This window comes from Pseudomonas sp. B10(2017) (assembly GCF_002113295.1).
Classification (GTDB): domain Bacteria; phylum Pseudomonadota; class Gammaproteobacteria; order Pseudomonadales; family Pseudomonadaceae; genus Aquipseudomonas; species Aquipseudomonas pudica.
In genome coordinates this window covers 117,741-130,428 of the sequence record NZ_NEJU01000007.1, presented here as the reverse complement: position 1 = coordinate 130,428, position 12,688 = coordinate 117,741, and the positions used below count along the sequence as shown (strand labels likewise).

The window sequence follows — 12,688 nt, the reverse complement described above, 5'->3', positions numbered from 1 at the left end:
GCCGGGGCAGGCATCCATGCGCCTGGGCAATGATCATGCGGGGAAACATCTAGCACCTTAGTGGAAGATTGCCTGCGCAGGCCGGGTGTTCGAACGCAATGGCAGACTTAACGACGAGCGGTGTCGGCAGGCCCCAGCGACGCCCAGAGATGTTGCGCCGCATAGGCCCGCCACGGTCGCCAGGCCAGGGCTCGTTGCGCCAGTTGGGCGTCGTCTCCTTCGAGCAGGCGCAACGCCTTGACCAGCGCCACGTCGCCCAGCGGCAAGGCATCGGCCGCGCCGGCCTGACGCAACGCCAGGTAGTGCGCGCTCCAGGGGCCGATCCCCTTGAGTTGGCACAGCTTGCGCAGTAGTTGATCCAGCTCTTGCCCGCGGCGTAGCAATCCAGGTTCGGCCAGCAAGGCACTGGCCAGCGTGCCCAGAGTGGCGGCGCGCGCCCGCGGCATGCCCATGCCATCGAACTGCGCAGCCGCCAGTACCGGCAACGCCGGGAACACATGGCTCAGGCCCGGTGCAGGCCAGCGCAAGGGCATGCCGTGGCGTTGCACCAGGCGTCCGGCCAGGGTCATGGCCCCGGCCACACTGACCTGCTGCCCCAGCACTGTGCGCATGGCCTGCTCGCAAGCATCCCAGCCTTGCGGCACGCGCAGGCCTGGGCGTTCCTGTAGCAGGCGGGCCATCAGCGGATCGCGGGACAGTACGGCATTGATGCGCGCGGGGTCGGCATCGAGGTCGAAGACCCGCCTGAGCCTGGCAGTCAGGCCGGGTAGCGCGCGGGCCGGAACGCCTTCAAGGTGGACCCGCAGGTACTGGCTGCCCGAAGGTGTGGCGTGCAAGACGGCGTGGCGGCCGGCAATTACCAGGGTACGGCGGTAGGTACCGTCAAGGCAGGTCTCGATGCCGGGGATGCAGCGGGCAGCGAGGAAGGCCAGAGTCGAGGGCCAATGGTAAGGGGCGCGGTAGCGCAGCCACAGAATTTGGTGGCCAGGGGTGGGTAACGATCGGCGCACTGCGTGCAAGGGGGTGAGCTTGAGCATGGCTGCATCATGCCAGCAAATGTAATGCCTGTACCGACGCTATCACCAGCAAGCCAGCACTCACAGGTACAGCGTCGCTCTCGAGATTGTCGCTGTACCTGTGGCAGTTGGCTTGCCGGCGATAGAGCACGGACAGCCATTCAATCAACCAGGATCAATGCGCCGCACCATCCCGTGCATCCTGCATCTGCCCGAACCGCCCGGCATGGAAGTCGTCGAACGACTCCGCAATTTCTGCCTGGCTGTTCATCACGAACGGGCCATAACCCACGATCGGCTCGTCGATCGGCTCACCGCTTAGCAGCAGCAGGCTGGCACCTTCCAGCGCTTCGACGGCAACATCCTCACCGGCGCGGTCAAACAGCACCAGGCTGGCTGGGCCGGCTTCGCGCTCGCCGTTGATACGCACATTGCCGCGCAACACCACCAGCGCCGCATTGCGCCCGGCGGCAACCGGCAATTGCAAGGTTGCACCGGCATTCAGACGCATGTCCCAGACATCCATGGCGGTAAAGGTCCGCGCCGGCCCCGAATGCCCACGATATTCACCTGCAATCACCCGCAGGCTGCCGCCCTCGCCGTCCAGCGCCACCACCGGGATGTCCTCGGCCAGCAGCGTCTGGTAGCCAGCCGCTGCGCGCTTGTCCCGCGCCGGCAGGTTCACCCACAGCTGTACCATCTCCAGCGTACCGCCAGTGCGGGCGAAGCCTGGGGAGTGGAACTCTTCATGGATGATGCCGTTGGCAGCAGTCATCCACTGCACGTCACCGGGGCCGATCAAGCCGCCAGCGCCGGTGGAGTCGCGGTGCTCCAGTTCGCCCTGGTAAACGATGGTCACGGTCTCGAAGCCTCGGTGCGGGTGCTGGCCAACGCCGCGCCGTGTACTGGTCGAGGTGAAGTCATGAGGGCCAGCATAGTCCAGCAGCAAGAACGGGCTGATCTTGCTGGCCAGGTTGTCGTAGGTGAACAGGCTGCGCACCGGAAAACCATCACCTACCCAGTGAGCGTGGGGGCTGCGGTGAATACCCAGAATCGTTTTCATGAGAAGGCTCCTCTCTTGGTTGAGATAACCTTACCAGTGATACCAATCAAGCAATAGTTGGCTTCAATGGCATGCATCGTCTCATTAAAAGGACAATCAGAAAAACACGGCGTGAAGTATCGGATGCCCCGGGTACTGCGACCTCAACCAATGCTCCAGCTTCAACGAAAAGGCTTGCCCCCGCACCCTGAGTTCCCGATAGACCGGATCCGCCATTGCCTGGCCTGGGGTCAGTCTGTCCAGATGAAGGCGATTTTCCACCGAGGAAATCAACTCGAGAAAGACTGCGTAGTCTTCGAACAGACCCACGCTATACGGGTTGGAATGACCGAGCATTGCCAGGCGTTGCAAAGGGGTAAGGGCCAGCAGTTGTTGAAGGCGCATGATCTTCGACGGCGCCGGAAGGCCATGGACCTCGGCAATCGCCACGATGCCGCCTGCAAAAAGCAGTTTTCGCGAAAATTGCAGTTTGATGTTGCGTACCCCCCATGCCTTGCCTTCGGCCCTCTTTTCCTCGAAGTTCGCCATGAGGGTGCGGTAGTAGCGGATCAGGTCGTTAAGCAGGAACCTGGCAAGCCCGCTGCCATGGTCGTCAGGTACATAACGGCACAGCAGGTCATGCTGCCACCGGGCAAAGGCTCCATGCCCGAAGAGAGGCCGGCCTTCGAGCAACATCAGCATCCGCCTGGTCAGCGCGGTATTGTCTTCGCACTTCCAGCCTATGTGTTCACTCAAGTCCGAGTACAGCGCCAACGCCTCTCGGCCGAATTTCGCGTCGTCGCTTTCCCCCGGATGGCTGATGGGCCGAACAAGGTCGCCGACCTGGCGCAATATGTCGTCCAGACGTTCCGCCGGCAGACTGCTGTCATGAACAATGAAGAAGTCGATGTCCGAAACAGGGGAAACCTCGCATCGGCCATAGGAGCCCACACTGACCACGGCCAGAGGAGCCCGCCCCGCCAGTGGTGCAAGCGGGCTGCACATGGCCTGCCTGAGTGACTCGATTGTCTTGCAGGAATAGTCGTAGCGCTTTTGCAGATACGATGGCTGTAGCAAGGTCTTGCTGGTCATGTTCATACGCTCGGGCAAAGCCCAAGATTACTCACGCCTTAACTCTCGGCACTGTCTGGAAAAACTATCCCGCCGGTCCCTGCAGCAGGAAGGCCTGCACTTCTTCGGCACAAACCTCAGGATGTTCCTGCATGAAGCAGTGCCCACCTGCAACCTGCCTGGCGCTCACCTGAGGGTTCAGCGCCGCCAGGCGGCTCACAGAATGGGGCACGAAGGGGTAGGTGTGCTCGCCGTACAGCACTTGAGTGGGCGTGCGGATCGCCGCCAGGCTTGCCCACATGCGCTTGGGGAAGGAACTGAAGATTTCCACTTCGCGGCTGGGACGGCACTTGAGCACTACCGCATCGCCGCAGTCGCCGATGGCATGCTCGACGTAGGCCCGCAGCGCCGCATCGGTCCACCCCTTGAAGATACCCCGCCCATGCAGCGAAGCCAGGGCTGCCTCGCGGTCGGGCCAGTGACTGCGACGGCTGGCGGCCTTGCGTGCCAGGGCGTGACGCTGGTGCAAGCCGACCAGGGCTGCCACCCCCATCACACCCAGCATGCGCCGGCTGAACAGTACCGGGTCAAGCAGCACGGCACGGGTGAACAGTTGCGGCTCACTGGCCAGGATCAGGCCGGTAAGCACACCACCGAAGCTGTGCCCGACGGCAAAACGCGGCACGTCGCCATACTCGCCCCGCCCGGCTGCGAAAGCCTCCAGCGCAAGCGCAGCGGTGCGGTTCCAGCCACGAAATACCCCGCCATGGTCACTGTCACCATGGCCCTGGACATCGCTGAGCCACAGGTCGAAATGTTCACCCAGGCGCATCAGCAATGGCTGGTAGGCCAGGCAGCAGAAACCGTTGCCGTGCAAAAAATGCAGCAGCGGCTTGCCACTGGCCGGGGTTCGCCAGCCACGCAGGGTGAAGCCTTCGGTGCATTCGTGGGACCAGGGGATCAACTGCATCGGTTTGCTGTACTCGCGGGGTCAGGAAAACGCCGATTCTACAAACAGCAGCGGGTACAGTGAAATCACCAGCAACAAGGCCATCAGGACATTGAACAGCATCAGCCAGCGCGGGTTCTGCAACAGGTTGCGCAGGGCACTGCCGAACATCACCCACACCCCGACACTCGGCAGGTTGACCAAGGCAAACAAGGCGGCAATGACAATGACGTTGGTTACATAGCCTTGCGCCGGCGTGTAGGTAGTGATTGCCCCGACAGCCATCACCCAGGCCTTGGGGTTGACCCACTGGAATGCCGCCGCCCCCCAGAAGCCCAGCGGTTTGCGGGCACTGGACGAAGCTGTGCCGACCGGCCCCGAAGTGGCGATCTTCCAGGCCAGGTACAGCAGATAGACGGCACCGGTATAGCGCAAGACCGTGTACAGCGCCGGCCAGGCCTTGAACACCTCGCCCAGGCCCAGGCCAACAGCCAGCACCATTACCATGAAACCGACGCTGATCCCCATCGCGTGGGGAATGGAACGGCGCACACCGAAGTTGACGCCCGAGGCCAAAAGCATGGTGTTGTTGGGGCCAGGAGTGATGGAGGACACGAAAGCAAACAGCACGAAGGCAGTGAGCAGGTCGGCAGAGGCAAGCATGGCAGGCATTCCACATTCTTTATGGGTGCTGTCACACTAACGGAGTCGCCCTTCTCCGCGACCGATACAGTTCCACTAAATTGTGTAGATACACATCGCTGTACCGCTACCACCAGACCAAGGAAGCCGTCCACCATGAGCCTCACCATCCGCCCTGCCGTTCGCGCCGATGCCGAGCAGATCCTGGCCTTCATCACCGAACTGGCCGAGTACGAACGCGCTCGCCACGAGGTGATCGCGAGCGTTGCCGATATCGAGCACAGCCTTTTTGGCGAGGGCAGCACCGTGCACAGCCTGATTTGCGAGCGCGATGGCCAGGCAATCGGCTTTGCCGTGTATTTCTACAGCTACTCGACCTGGCTCGGGCGCAACGGCATCTACCTGGAAGACCTGTACATAACGCCCGAGCAACGCGGCGACGGTGCCGGGCGGCAATTACTGAGGCACATTGCCCGCGAAGCGGTTGCGAAGAATTGCGGGCGGCTGGAATGGAGCGTGCTGGACTGGAACGAGCCGGCGATCGGCTTCTACCAGAAGCTGGGGGCCGAAGCGCAGGATGAGTGGGTGCGCTACCGGCTGGACGGGGACAAGCTGGCGGCGTTTGCCCGAGGCTGACCGGGAGCGACCGCAAACTCGAACCTGGCAATTGACGGCAGCCCCGCCCCATGGTCTCCTTATGCCTCGCGTTCAGGTGCCCCCATGGGGGTGAAACGGGAAACCGGTGCGTCGCAGGCCCTCCAGCAGGGCCGGACAAGGCCGGTGCTGCCCCCGCAACGGTAAGCGAGCGAAGCGTCTGTACCACTGTGCCCGATCACCCGGCATGGGAAGGTGACGCCTTCCAGGAGCCTGGCTCCTCCTCGCAAGCCCGGAGACCGGCCTGGCGTTCATGAACACCCCGCGGAGGGCGGGCGCTGTTGCATTCCCCTGGGCCGTCATGCTCGGGGCTGCCGCGCTTGCCCATTGCCCACAAAAAGCAGAGGAACGCGTCATGCCCGTCACCAGCGCCAAGCAACACAGCATCACTACACCCGTCACCCTCAGCCAGCGTGTCGTCATCGCCGTCGGCGCCAGCCTGCTGGGCCTGTGCCTGGTGTACTTCGCCGGCTTCTCGCACATCGAGGCCGTGCACAACGCCGCCCACGACACCCGCCACAGCGCCGCCTTCCCCTGCCACTGAGTACGCCCGATGATCACACGCATTGCTCGTACCGCGGGCTTCAGCGGGTTGCTGGCGGCCTTGCTGCTGACCTTGCTGCAAAGCTTCTGGGTCGCCCCGCTTATCCTTGAGTCAGAAACCTACGAATCCTCGGCCCCGGTTGCCCAGCACGAGCATGCCGGCGAAGTGGCCGCGCATGAACACAGCGCCGAAGCCTGGTCGCCTGAAGACGGCTGGCAGCGTGTGCTGTCGACCACTGGCGGCAACCTGGTGGTCGCGGTCGGCTTCGCCCTGATCCTCACCGCCCTGTACAGCCTGCGCGAACCCAAACGTGCCGGCACCGGCGCACTGTGGGGCCTGGCCGGTTTCGCCGTGTTCTGCCTGGCCCCAACCCTGGGCCTGCCGCCGGAGCTGCCGGGTACCGCAGCCGCCGACCTGGGACAGCGCCAGGCCTGGTGGATAGGCACCGCCAGCGCCACCGCGCTGGGCCTCGCCCTGCTGGTATTCGCCCGCCACTGGTTGCTGAAGGCCTTGGGCGCCGTGCTGCTGGTGATTCCCCACGTGATCGGTGCGCCGCAACCAGAAGTGCACGAGAGCCTGGCCCCCGCCGCATTGGAAACCCAGTTCAAAGTGGCCTCCTGGCTGACCAACGCCGCCTTCTGGCTGGCCCTGGGCCTGCTCAGCGCCTGGCTGTTCCAGCGCTCCAGCCAGGCCTGATGCCTGCCTTTTACGCCGGCTTCGGCTGCCGCCGGGGTTGCCCGGCGGATACACTGGAAACCTTGCTACGCCAGGCCTTGACCAACCAGGGCCTGGCGTTGGCCGACCTGCACGGCATCGCCAGCATCAGCCTGAAGGCCGACGAACCCGGCTTGCAGCAACTGGCCGAACGCCTCGGCGTGCCCTTGGTGTTGTACGATAGCGCGCAGTTGCAGCCCTACGAACCCCAGCTAAGCCACCGCTCCGCCGCTGCCCATGCCCACAGCGGCTGCTGGGGCGTGGCAGAGAGTGCGGCCCTTGCCCTGGCCAGCCAGCGGCTTGGCAGGGCAAGATTGCTGCTGACTCGCCAGGTGCTGAGCCCGGCCACCCTCGCCCTGGCCTGTTGAGCGTTTCCCCCCTCTTTCCTGCAAGGACTTTCCATGACGGTCTACTTCATCGGAGCCGGCCCCGGCGATCCGGAACTGATCACGGTCAAGGGTCAACGGCTGATCCGCCAGTGCCCGGTGATCATCTATGCCGGCTCGCTGGTACCGGCAGCCGTGCTCGAGGGCCACCAGGCCGAGACCGTGATCAACAGTGCCGAACTGCACCTGGAGCAGATCATTGCCGCCATGCGCAATGCCCATGAGCAAGGCCTGGATGTGGCCCGGGTACACAGTGGCGATCCCAGCCTGTACGGCGCCATCGGCGAGCAGATCCGCCACCTGCAGGCGCTGGGCATCGATTACCAGATCATCCCCGGGGTCACCGCCACGGCGGCCAGCGCCGCCCTGCTCGGTTGCGAACTGACCCTGCCCCAGATAGCGCAGACAGTAATCCTCACCCGCTATGGCGACAGTTCGCCGATGCCGCCCGGCGAGCAATTGGGCGACCTGGCGCGCCACGGCAGCACCCTGGCAATTCACCTGGGGGTCAAGCACCTGTCGCGTATCGTCGATGAACTGCTGCCGCACTACGGCGCGCACTGCCCGGTGGCGGTGGTGCACCGCGCCACCTGGCCAGACCAGGACTGGGTGCGCGGCACTCTTGGCGATATCGTCGAACGCGTCGCGGCCAAGGGCTTTCGGCGCACGGCGCTGATCCTGGTGGGCCATGTGCTGGGCGACGCCCCGTTTACCGATTCTGCCTTGTACCGCGCCGGGCACGCCCACCTGTATCGCCCTGGCGACTGAGCATTGCCAGGTTCGCCACGGGCGTAGCAGACTCCGGTTTCCCGCCTGCAAACAGGAGTCATGCCCATGCTGGACCTACGGCCAAACTGCGAGTGCTGCGATACCGACCTGCCCGGTGACAGCCCCGATGCGCTGATCTGCTCCTTCGAATGCACCTTCTGCCGCACCTGCGCCGAAACCCGTTTCCAGGGCCGCTGCCCGAATTGCACCGGCCAGTTGGTGGCACGCCCGACACGGGTCGGCCAGGCGCTGGTCAACAACCCCGCCTCGACCCAGCGTGTCAGCAAAGCACACTCCGTTTGCGCGTGAGCTATTTCAGAACATTCAAAAAACAGACATCGCCGCTTTGTCAGGGTGATGTCTTTCCCACTTTTTGTAGGACTTTTCAACAACTAGCCCGGGGACTTTCAACACTTCTATACTCGGCATTACCAAATTTCGGGAATGGTCGTATCGTGCAGCGCTTCCGATAACCCTACTTGCAGACGTATTCCTGAGTGATCCAGGAAGCGGACCACATCCTGACAGGAGTTTTCTTCATGACTACCGTGCTCATCGTCGACGACCACCCCATAGTGCGACTGTCCTTGAAAATGTTGCTCGAAGGCGAGCGCTTTCAGGTCGTCGGTGAAGTTGGCGATGGCAGTGAAGTCACTCAGGTGGTCCGCAGACTGCGCCCGAACGTGGTCATCCTTGACATCGGGCTTCCGGGCCTGGACGGCATGGAAGTCATCAAGCGCCTCCAAAGCCTGGAACCGGCCCCCAAGATCATGGTACTGACCGGCCAGGCCACCGACCTGTATGTACGGCGCTGCCTGGATGCCGGCATCGGCGCCTTCGTCACCAAGGACGAGGACCACGAGGCCTTGCTGTTCGCTCTGAAGGCCTTGGTCAAGGGCTACTCGACCTTCCCGCAGATGTCGGTCAACAGCAACTCGCTGGAAAGCGAGCCTGTGCGCCTGGCGAGCCTGTCCAACCGGGAAATGGAAGTGCTGAGGCGCCTGTCACGCGGCGAGAACAACAAGAATATCGGCACCTGCATGAACCTCAGTGCCAAGACCATCAGCACCTACCGGGGCCGCATCATGGAAAAGCTCAAGACAGAATCGCTGGTTGAGATGGTCGACCTGGCCAAACGCAACAGCGTCTACTGAGCGCTCGGTGGCAATGCAGCGCCTGCTGGCAAGCGCCCTTCTGGTCATCGGCCTGGCCGGTTCCGGCGCGCTGCTGGCCAACAGCGAACCTCGCCAGTTACTGGCACGCTCGATCAGCGCCACCGCCCCGCTCGCGCTGTCCAGCGAAGAGCGGCAATGGCTCCAGCAGCGCCAGCACCTGGTGCTGGGCAGCTCACGGCCCGACTACCCACCGCTGGAAATCAATGTAAGCCAGCGCGACTACGAAGGCCTCAGCGCAGACTACGCAGGCATCATCGCTGAACAGCTGGGCATCAACATCGAAGTACGACGCTTCGACAGCCGCCACGAAGCCATCGCTGCGCTCCGCGACGGCCGTATCGACCTGCTGGGCAGCTCCAACGCCTTCGAGGCAGCGGATGCTCAGCTCAGCCTCAGTGCGAGCTACGCCGAAGACCTGCCGGTCATCGTCACCCGCGAGGGGCACAGCTTGAAGAACACCCCCGACCTCGCCGGCCTGCGCCTGGCCATGGTCGATCATTACCTGCCGGCCAGCAGCGTCCGCAGCCTGTACCCAAAGGCGCAATTGAGCCTGTATCGCTCGACGCTGGCCGGGCTGGCTGCCGTCGAACTGGGCGAGGCCGACGCCTATCTGGGCGATGCCATCAGTACCGACTTCGCGATTGGCAAGAGTTACCAGGGCACACTGAAGATCGACCACTTCTGCCAGGTCGCCCCTGGTTCGTTTGCCTTTGCCCTGGCCAGTGACAACTCGCGCCTGCGTAAGTTGATCGACAAGGCGCTGGCGCGCATCAGCGAAAGCGAACGCCTGAACATCCTGCGCCGCTGGAGCAGTGGCAACACCAGCCTGCTGCTGCAGCGCCACCTCACCGCCCTCACCGCCGAAGAAGAAGCCTGGATCGCCGCCAACCCAAGCGTCAGCGTGCTGGTCAACACCTCGCTGGCACCGCTCACCTTCAACGATACCCAGCACCGCCCCAGCGGCATCACCCTCGACCTGCTCAAGCAGATCTCGCTGCGCACAGGGCTGCATTTCAAGCCGGTCGAAAGCCCGTCGGCGCAGGCAATGGTCGAGCGCCTGGCGCGCGGCGATGCGCAGATGATCGGCGCACTGGGCTATAGCACGGACCGTTCGAAAAAACTGCGCTTTACCCGCCCCTACCTGGTCAGCCCGCGGGTGCTGGTCACCCGTGGCGACAATGCATTACCGGCGCAGGCCATGGTGCTGGATGGCCAGCGCATTGCCCTGGTGCGTGGCTCGCCGCAACGGGCCGTGCTGCAACAACGCTACCCAAAGGCCAGGATGGTCGAAGTGGACAACCCACTCGGCCTGATGGAAGCCGTGGCCAACGGTGCCGCGGACGTCGCCTTGAGCAGCCATATCAATGCTGCCTACTACATCAGCCATGTTTTCAAGGACCGCCTGCGCATTGCCAGCGTGCTCGACGACGACCCGGCCATCGCCGCCTTCGCCGTGGCCGCAGACCAGCCGCAGCTGCAGGCAATCCTCGACAAGGCGCTGCTGAGCATTCCACCCGAAGAACTGGACCAGTTGATCAACCGCTGGCGCATCACCACCATGGTCAGTGACAGCCCTTGGCGCGACTATCGGACCCTGGCCTTGCAGGTACTGGTGCTGTCGGCCTTGCTGCTGGCCGGTGTGGTGTTCTGGAACAGCTACCTGCGCAAGCTGATCAACCAGCGCACCGAGGCCCAGCATGCCCTGCAGGCACAGCTTGCGCTCAGCCGCGGCCTGCTGGAGCAATTGCGCCAGGCCAAGGACGACGCCGAACAGGCCAGCCAGACCAAAAGCACCTTCCTGGCCACCATGAGCCATGAAATCCGTACACCGATGAATGCCGTGATCGGCCTGCTGGAATTGGCCCTTGAAGACAGCCGCGGCGGCCGGTGCGACACCCAGACCTTGCAGACTGCCCACGATTCGGCCATCGGCCTGCTTGAGCTGATCGGCGATATTCTCGACATTTCCCGCATCGAATCCGGGCACATCACCCTGCAGCCGGTGCCCACCAACCTGGTCGAACTGGTACGCGCCACCGTGCGGGTATTCGAAGGCAATGCACGGGCCAAAGGCCTGCACTTGCACAGCGAACTGCCCGCTGCAGCGATCTGGGTTTTGGCGGATCCACTGCGCCTCAAGCAGGTATTGTCCAACCTGATCAGCAATGCCATCAAGTTCACAGACCGCGGTGAAGTCCAGGCAAGCCTGCTGCTGCCCTCGCCCACCGACACTGACAGCCTGGCAGTGGAACTGAACGTGCGAGACACCGGCATCGGCATCAGCCCAGCCGACCAGGCCCGGCTGTTCAACGCCTTCGTCCAGGCCGACGGCCCACGGGCACGCCAGGGCGCCGGCCTGGGGCTGGTCATCAGCCGCACCCTGGCCGAGTTGATGGGCGGTACCTTGAACCTGCAGAGCGTCGAAGGCGTTGGCACCAAGGTGCAGGTCAGCCTGCAGTTGCCCGCCTGCGCAGCACCGGTACAGGTCGAACAGCATGAGCCGGTGCTGGAAAACAGCAGCCCGCTGAACATATTGGTAGTCGACGACTACCCCGCCAACCTGTTGCTGCTGGAGCGGCAACTGCATACCTTGGGGCATCGGGTCACGCTGGCGGAGAACGGGGAAATCGCGCTGGCACGCTGGCAGGCCGCGCGCTTCGACCTGGTGATCACCGACTGCAGCATGCCGGTCATGGATGGCCACGAGCTGACCCGCCGCATCCGCAGCTTCGAGGGCGAACGCGGCCTGGCGCCTTGCCGCATTCTCGGTGTCACCGCCAACGCCCAGGCTGAGGAGCGTGCCCGCTGCCTAGCCAGCGGCATGGACGAATGCCTGTTCAAACCCATTGGCCTGCGTACGCTCAAGACCCACCTGCCCCTCACTCAATCCCGGCAACAACCGCCAGCGCGGCGCGCCAGCGGGTTCAACCTTGGCGAACTGCGTCACCTGACCCAGGACGACGAACAACTGACGCGGAATTTGCTGGAACAGCTGACACAAAGCGTCAGCGAAGACCTGGCCACCCTGCGCACACTGGCAGCAGACGCCCCCGGCGAGGCTGTGCGCACCCTGGCTCACCGGATCAAGGGCGGGGCGAAAATGCTCAAGGTACGCACGGTGGTCAAGGATTGCGAAGCCATCGAGCAGGCCCAGGATCAGGGCCTGCCGACGGTTGACCTGCGCCTGCAATTACAAGCCAGCCTGGAGACCCTGCTGGACGAGCTGGGCGATGCGCTCAATGCAATTGCAGCGTCGAACTGATCTGGCTGATGGCGTTTACCACGTGCCGTGAACCCTGTTGGATTTCCATGATCACGGTGCCAGCCTCGTTGGCCAGCGCAACACCATGGCCGGTACGCTTCAGGCTCGACTGCATGCTGGCCACAGCCAACAGCGACAGATCGTGGTTCTGCCGCACCACATCAACGATTTCCAGTGTGGCCTTGCTGGTTCGCGCCGCCAGGTTGCGCACCTCGTCGGCCACCACGGCAAAACCGCGCCCATGTTCACCGGCTCGGGCAGCCTCGATGGCTGCGTTCAAGGCCAGCAGATTGGTCTGGTCGGCGATGCCGCGGATGGTCAGCACGATCTGCCCGATCACATCCGACTGCTTGCTCACCGCATCGATGCTGCGTGCCGCGTCGTTGAGTTCATTGGAAATCTGTTCGATCACCTGCACCGCCTGCTGTACCACCTCGGTGCCCTTGCGCGCGCAGGCATCGGTCT

General features: G+C 63.6%; 13 protein-coding genes, 1 pseudogene and 1 riboswitch. Of the genes and pseudogenes, 8 read left to right on the top strand and 6 right to left on the bottom strand.

Features of this window, described 5'->3' with window-relative positions; genetic code table 11:
• Positions 1–107: 107 nt before the first annotated feature.
• The 5 genes from CAF92_RS11375 to CAF92_RS11355 all read right to left on the bottom strand — a co-directional run bounded on the left by CAF92_RS11375 (position 108) and on the right by CAF92_RS11355 (position 4,750).
• Positions 108–1,037 carry a DNA-3-methyladenine glycosylase gene (locus tag CAF92_RS11375; protein WP_085600871.1) on the bottom strand — a complete coding sequence of 310 codons (930 nt, stop codon included), beginning with the start codon at positions 1,035–1,037 and terminating at the stop codon, positions 108–110.
• 154 nt (positions 1,038–1,191) lie between these two features.
• The gene (locus CAF92_RS11370) at positions 1,192–2,079 is read right to left on the bottom strand and encodes a pirin family protein (RefSeq protein ID WP_085600869.1); all 888 of its coding nucleotides are present in this window, start codon (positions 2,077–2,079) and stop codon (positions 1,192–1,194) included.
• 96 nt (positions 2,080–2,175) lie between these two features.
• A complete protein-coding gene (locus CAF92_RS11365) occupies positions 2,176–3,150 on the bottom strand; it encodes a hypothetical protein (protein ID WP_085600954.1) in 975 nt (324 codons plus the stop codon).
• A 64-nt stretch (positions 3,151–3,214) separates the two neighbouring features.
• Complete coding sequence (locus CAF92_RS11360; RefSeq protein ID WP_085600867.1) at positions 3,215–4,099, bottom strand: alpha/beta fold hydrolase; 885 nt, start codon at positions 4,097–4,099, stop codon at positions 3,215–3,217.
• 21 nt (positions 4,100–4,120) lie between these two features.
• A complete protein-coding gene (locus CAF92_RS11355) occupies positions 4,121–4,750 on the bottom strand; it encodes a LysE family translocator (RefSeq protein WP_046614290.1) in 630 nt (209 codons plus the stop codon).
• Positions 4,751–4,876: 126 nt separating this feature from the next.
• On the opposite strand from CAF92_RS11355, the gene CAF92_RS11350 reads away from it, so the two are divergent.
• From CAF92_RS11350 to CAF92_RS11315, 8 genes are all read left to right on the top strand, one after another.
• Positions 4,877–5,356, top strand: a complete 480-nt coding sequence (locus tag CAF92_RS11350; RefSeq protein ID WP_085600865.1) for a GNAT family N-acetyltransferase — start codon at positions 4,877–4,879, stop codon at positions 5,354–5,356.
• A gap of 57 nt (positions 5,357–5,413) precedes the next feature.
• A riboswitch (cobalamin riboswitch) is annotated at positions 5,414–5,637 on the top strand.
• Between the two features lie 92 nt (positions 5,638–5,729).
• The gene (locus tag CAF92_RS11345) at positions 5,730–5,918 is read left to right on the top strand and encodes a CbtB domain-containing protein (protein WP_025339304.1); all 189 of its coding nucleotides are present in this window, start codon (positions 5,730–5,732) and stop codon (positions 5,916–5,918) included.
• A 9-nt stretch (positions 5,919–5,927) separates the two neighbouring features.
• Complete coding sequence (locus CAF92_RS11340; protein WP_085600863.1) at positions 5,928–6,614, top strand: CbtA family protein; 687 nt, start codon at positions 5,928–5,930, stop codon at positions 6,612–6,614.
• A complete protein-coding gene (locus CAF92_RS11335; RefSeq protein ID WP_085600861.1) occupies positions 6,614–7,000 on the top strand; it encodes a cobalamin biosynthesis protein in 387 nt (128 codons plus the stop codon). Before CAF92_RS11340 ends, CAF92_RS11335 begins: the two co-directional genes overlap by 1 nt.
• A gap of 33 nt (positions 7,001–7,033) precedes the next feature.
• Positions 7,034–7,786, top strand: a complete 753-nt coding sequence (cobM, locus tag CAF92_RS11330) for a precorrin-4 C(11)-methyltransferase (RefSeq protein ID WP_085600859.1) — start codon at positions 7,034–7,036, stop codon at positions 7,784–7,786.
• 66 nt (positions 7,787–7,852) lie between these two features.
• Positions 7,853–8,095, top strand: coding sequence for a DUF1272 domain-containing protein (locus tag CAF92_RS11325; protein ID WP_046614295.1), 243 nt, complete (start codon positions 7,853–7,855; stop codon positions 8,093–8,095).
• Between the two features lie 230 nt (positions 8,096–8,325).
• On the top strand, positions 8,326–8,940 hold the full coding sequence (locus CAF92_RS11320) for a response regulator transcription factor (RefSeq protein WP_085600857.1): 615 nt from the start codon (positions 8,326–8,328) through the stop codon (positions 8,938–8,940).
• Between the two features lie 13 nt (positions 8,941–8,953).
• Complete coding sequence (locus CAF92_RS11315; RefSeq protein ID WP_085600855.1) at positions 8,954–12,223, top strand: transporter substrate-binding domain-containing protein; 3,270 nt, start codon at positions 8,954–8,956, stop codon at positions 12,221–12,223.
• On the opposite strand, the pseudogene CAF92_RS27855 reads toward CAF92_RS11315, so the two are convergent.
• Positions 12,198–12,629 (bottom strand): annotated as a pseudogene (locus tag CAF92_RS27855) (methyl-accepting chemotaxis protein); the annotation flags it as partial. The gene CAF92_RS11315 and the pseudogene CAF92_RS27855 overlap by 26 nt on opposite strands.
• Between the last annotated feature and the right edge of the window lie 59 nt (positions 12,630–12,688).

Coding starts and splice junctions, on each gene's coding strand:
- CAF92_RS11375 (WP_085600871.1), bottom strand. CDS start 1,037: ATGCTCAAGCTCACCCCCTTGCACGCAGTGCGCCGATCGTTACCCACC.
- CAF92_RS11370 (WP_085600869.1), bottom strand. CDS start 2,079: ATGAAAACGATTCTGGGTATTCACCGCAGCCCCCACGCTCACTGGGTA.
- CAF92_RS11365 (WP_085600954.1), bottom strand. CDS start 3,150: ATGACCAGCAAGACCTTGCTACAGCCATCGTATCTGCAAAAGCGCTAC.
- CAF92_RS11360 (WP_085600867.1), bottom strand. CDS start 4,099: ATGCAGTTGATCCCCTGGTCCCACGAATGCACCGAAGGCTTCACCCTG.
- CAF92_RS11355 (WP_046614290.1), bottom strand. CDS start 4,750: ATGCCTGCCATGCTTGCCTCTGCCGACCTGCTCACTGCCTTCGTGCTG.
- CAF92_RS11350 (WP_085600865.1), top strand. CDS start 4,877: ATGAGCCTCACCATCCGCCCTGCCGTTCGCGCCGATGCCGAGCAGATC.
- CAF92_RS11345 (WP_025339304.1), top strand. CDS start 5,730: ATGCCCGTCACCAGCGCCAAGCAACACAGCATCACTACACCCGTCACC.
- CAF92_RS11340 (WP_085600863.1), top strand. CDS start 5,928: ATGATCACACGCATTGCTCGTACCGCGGGCTTCAGCGGGTTGCTGGCG.
- CAF92_RS11335 (WP_085600861.1), top strand. CDS start 6,614: ATGCCTGCCTTTTACGCCGGCTTCGGCTGCCGCCGGGGTTGCCCGGCG.
- cobM (WP_085600859.1), top strand. CDS start 7,034: ATGACGGTCTACTTCATCGGAGCCGGCCCCGGCGATCCGGAACTGATC.
- CAF92_RS11325 (WP_046614295.1), top strand. CDS start 7,853: ATGCTGGACCTACGGCCAAACTGCGAGTGCTGCGATACCGACCTGCCC.
- CAF92_RS11320 (WP_085600857.1), top strand. CDS start 8,326: ATGACTACCGTGCTCATCGTCGACGACCACCCCATAGTGCGACTGTCC.
- CAF92_RS11315 (WP_085600855.1), top strand. CDS start 8,954: ATGCAGCGCCTGCTGGCAAGCGCCCTTCTGGTCATCGGCCTGGCCGGT.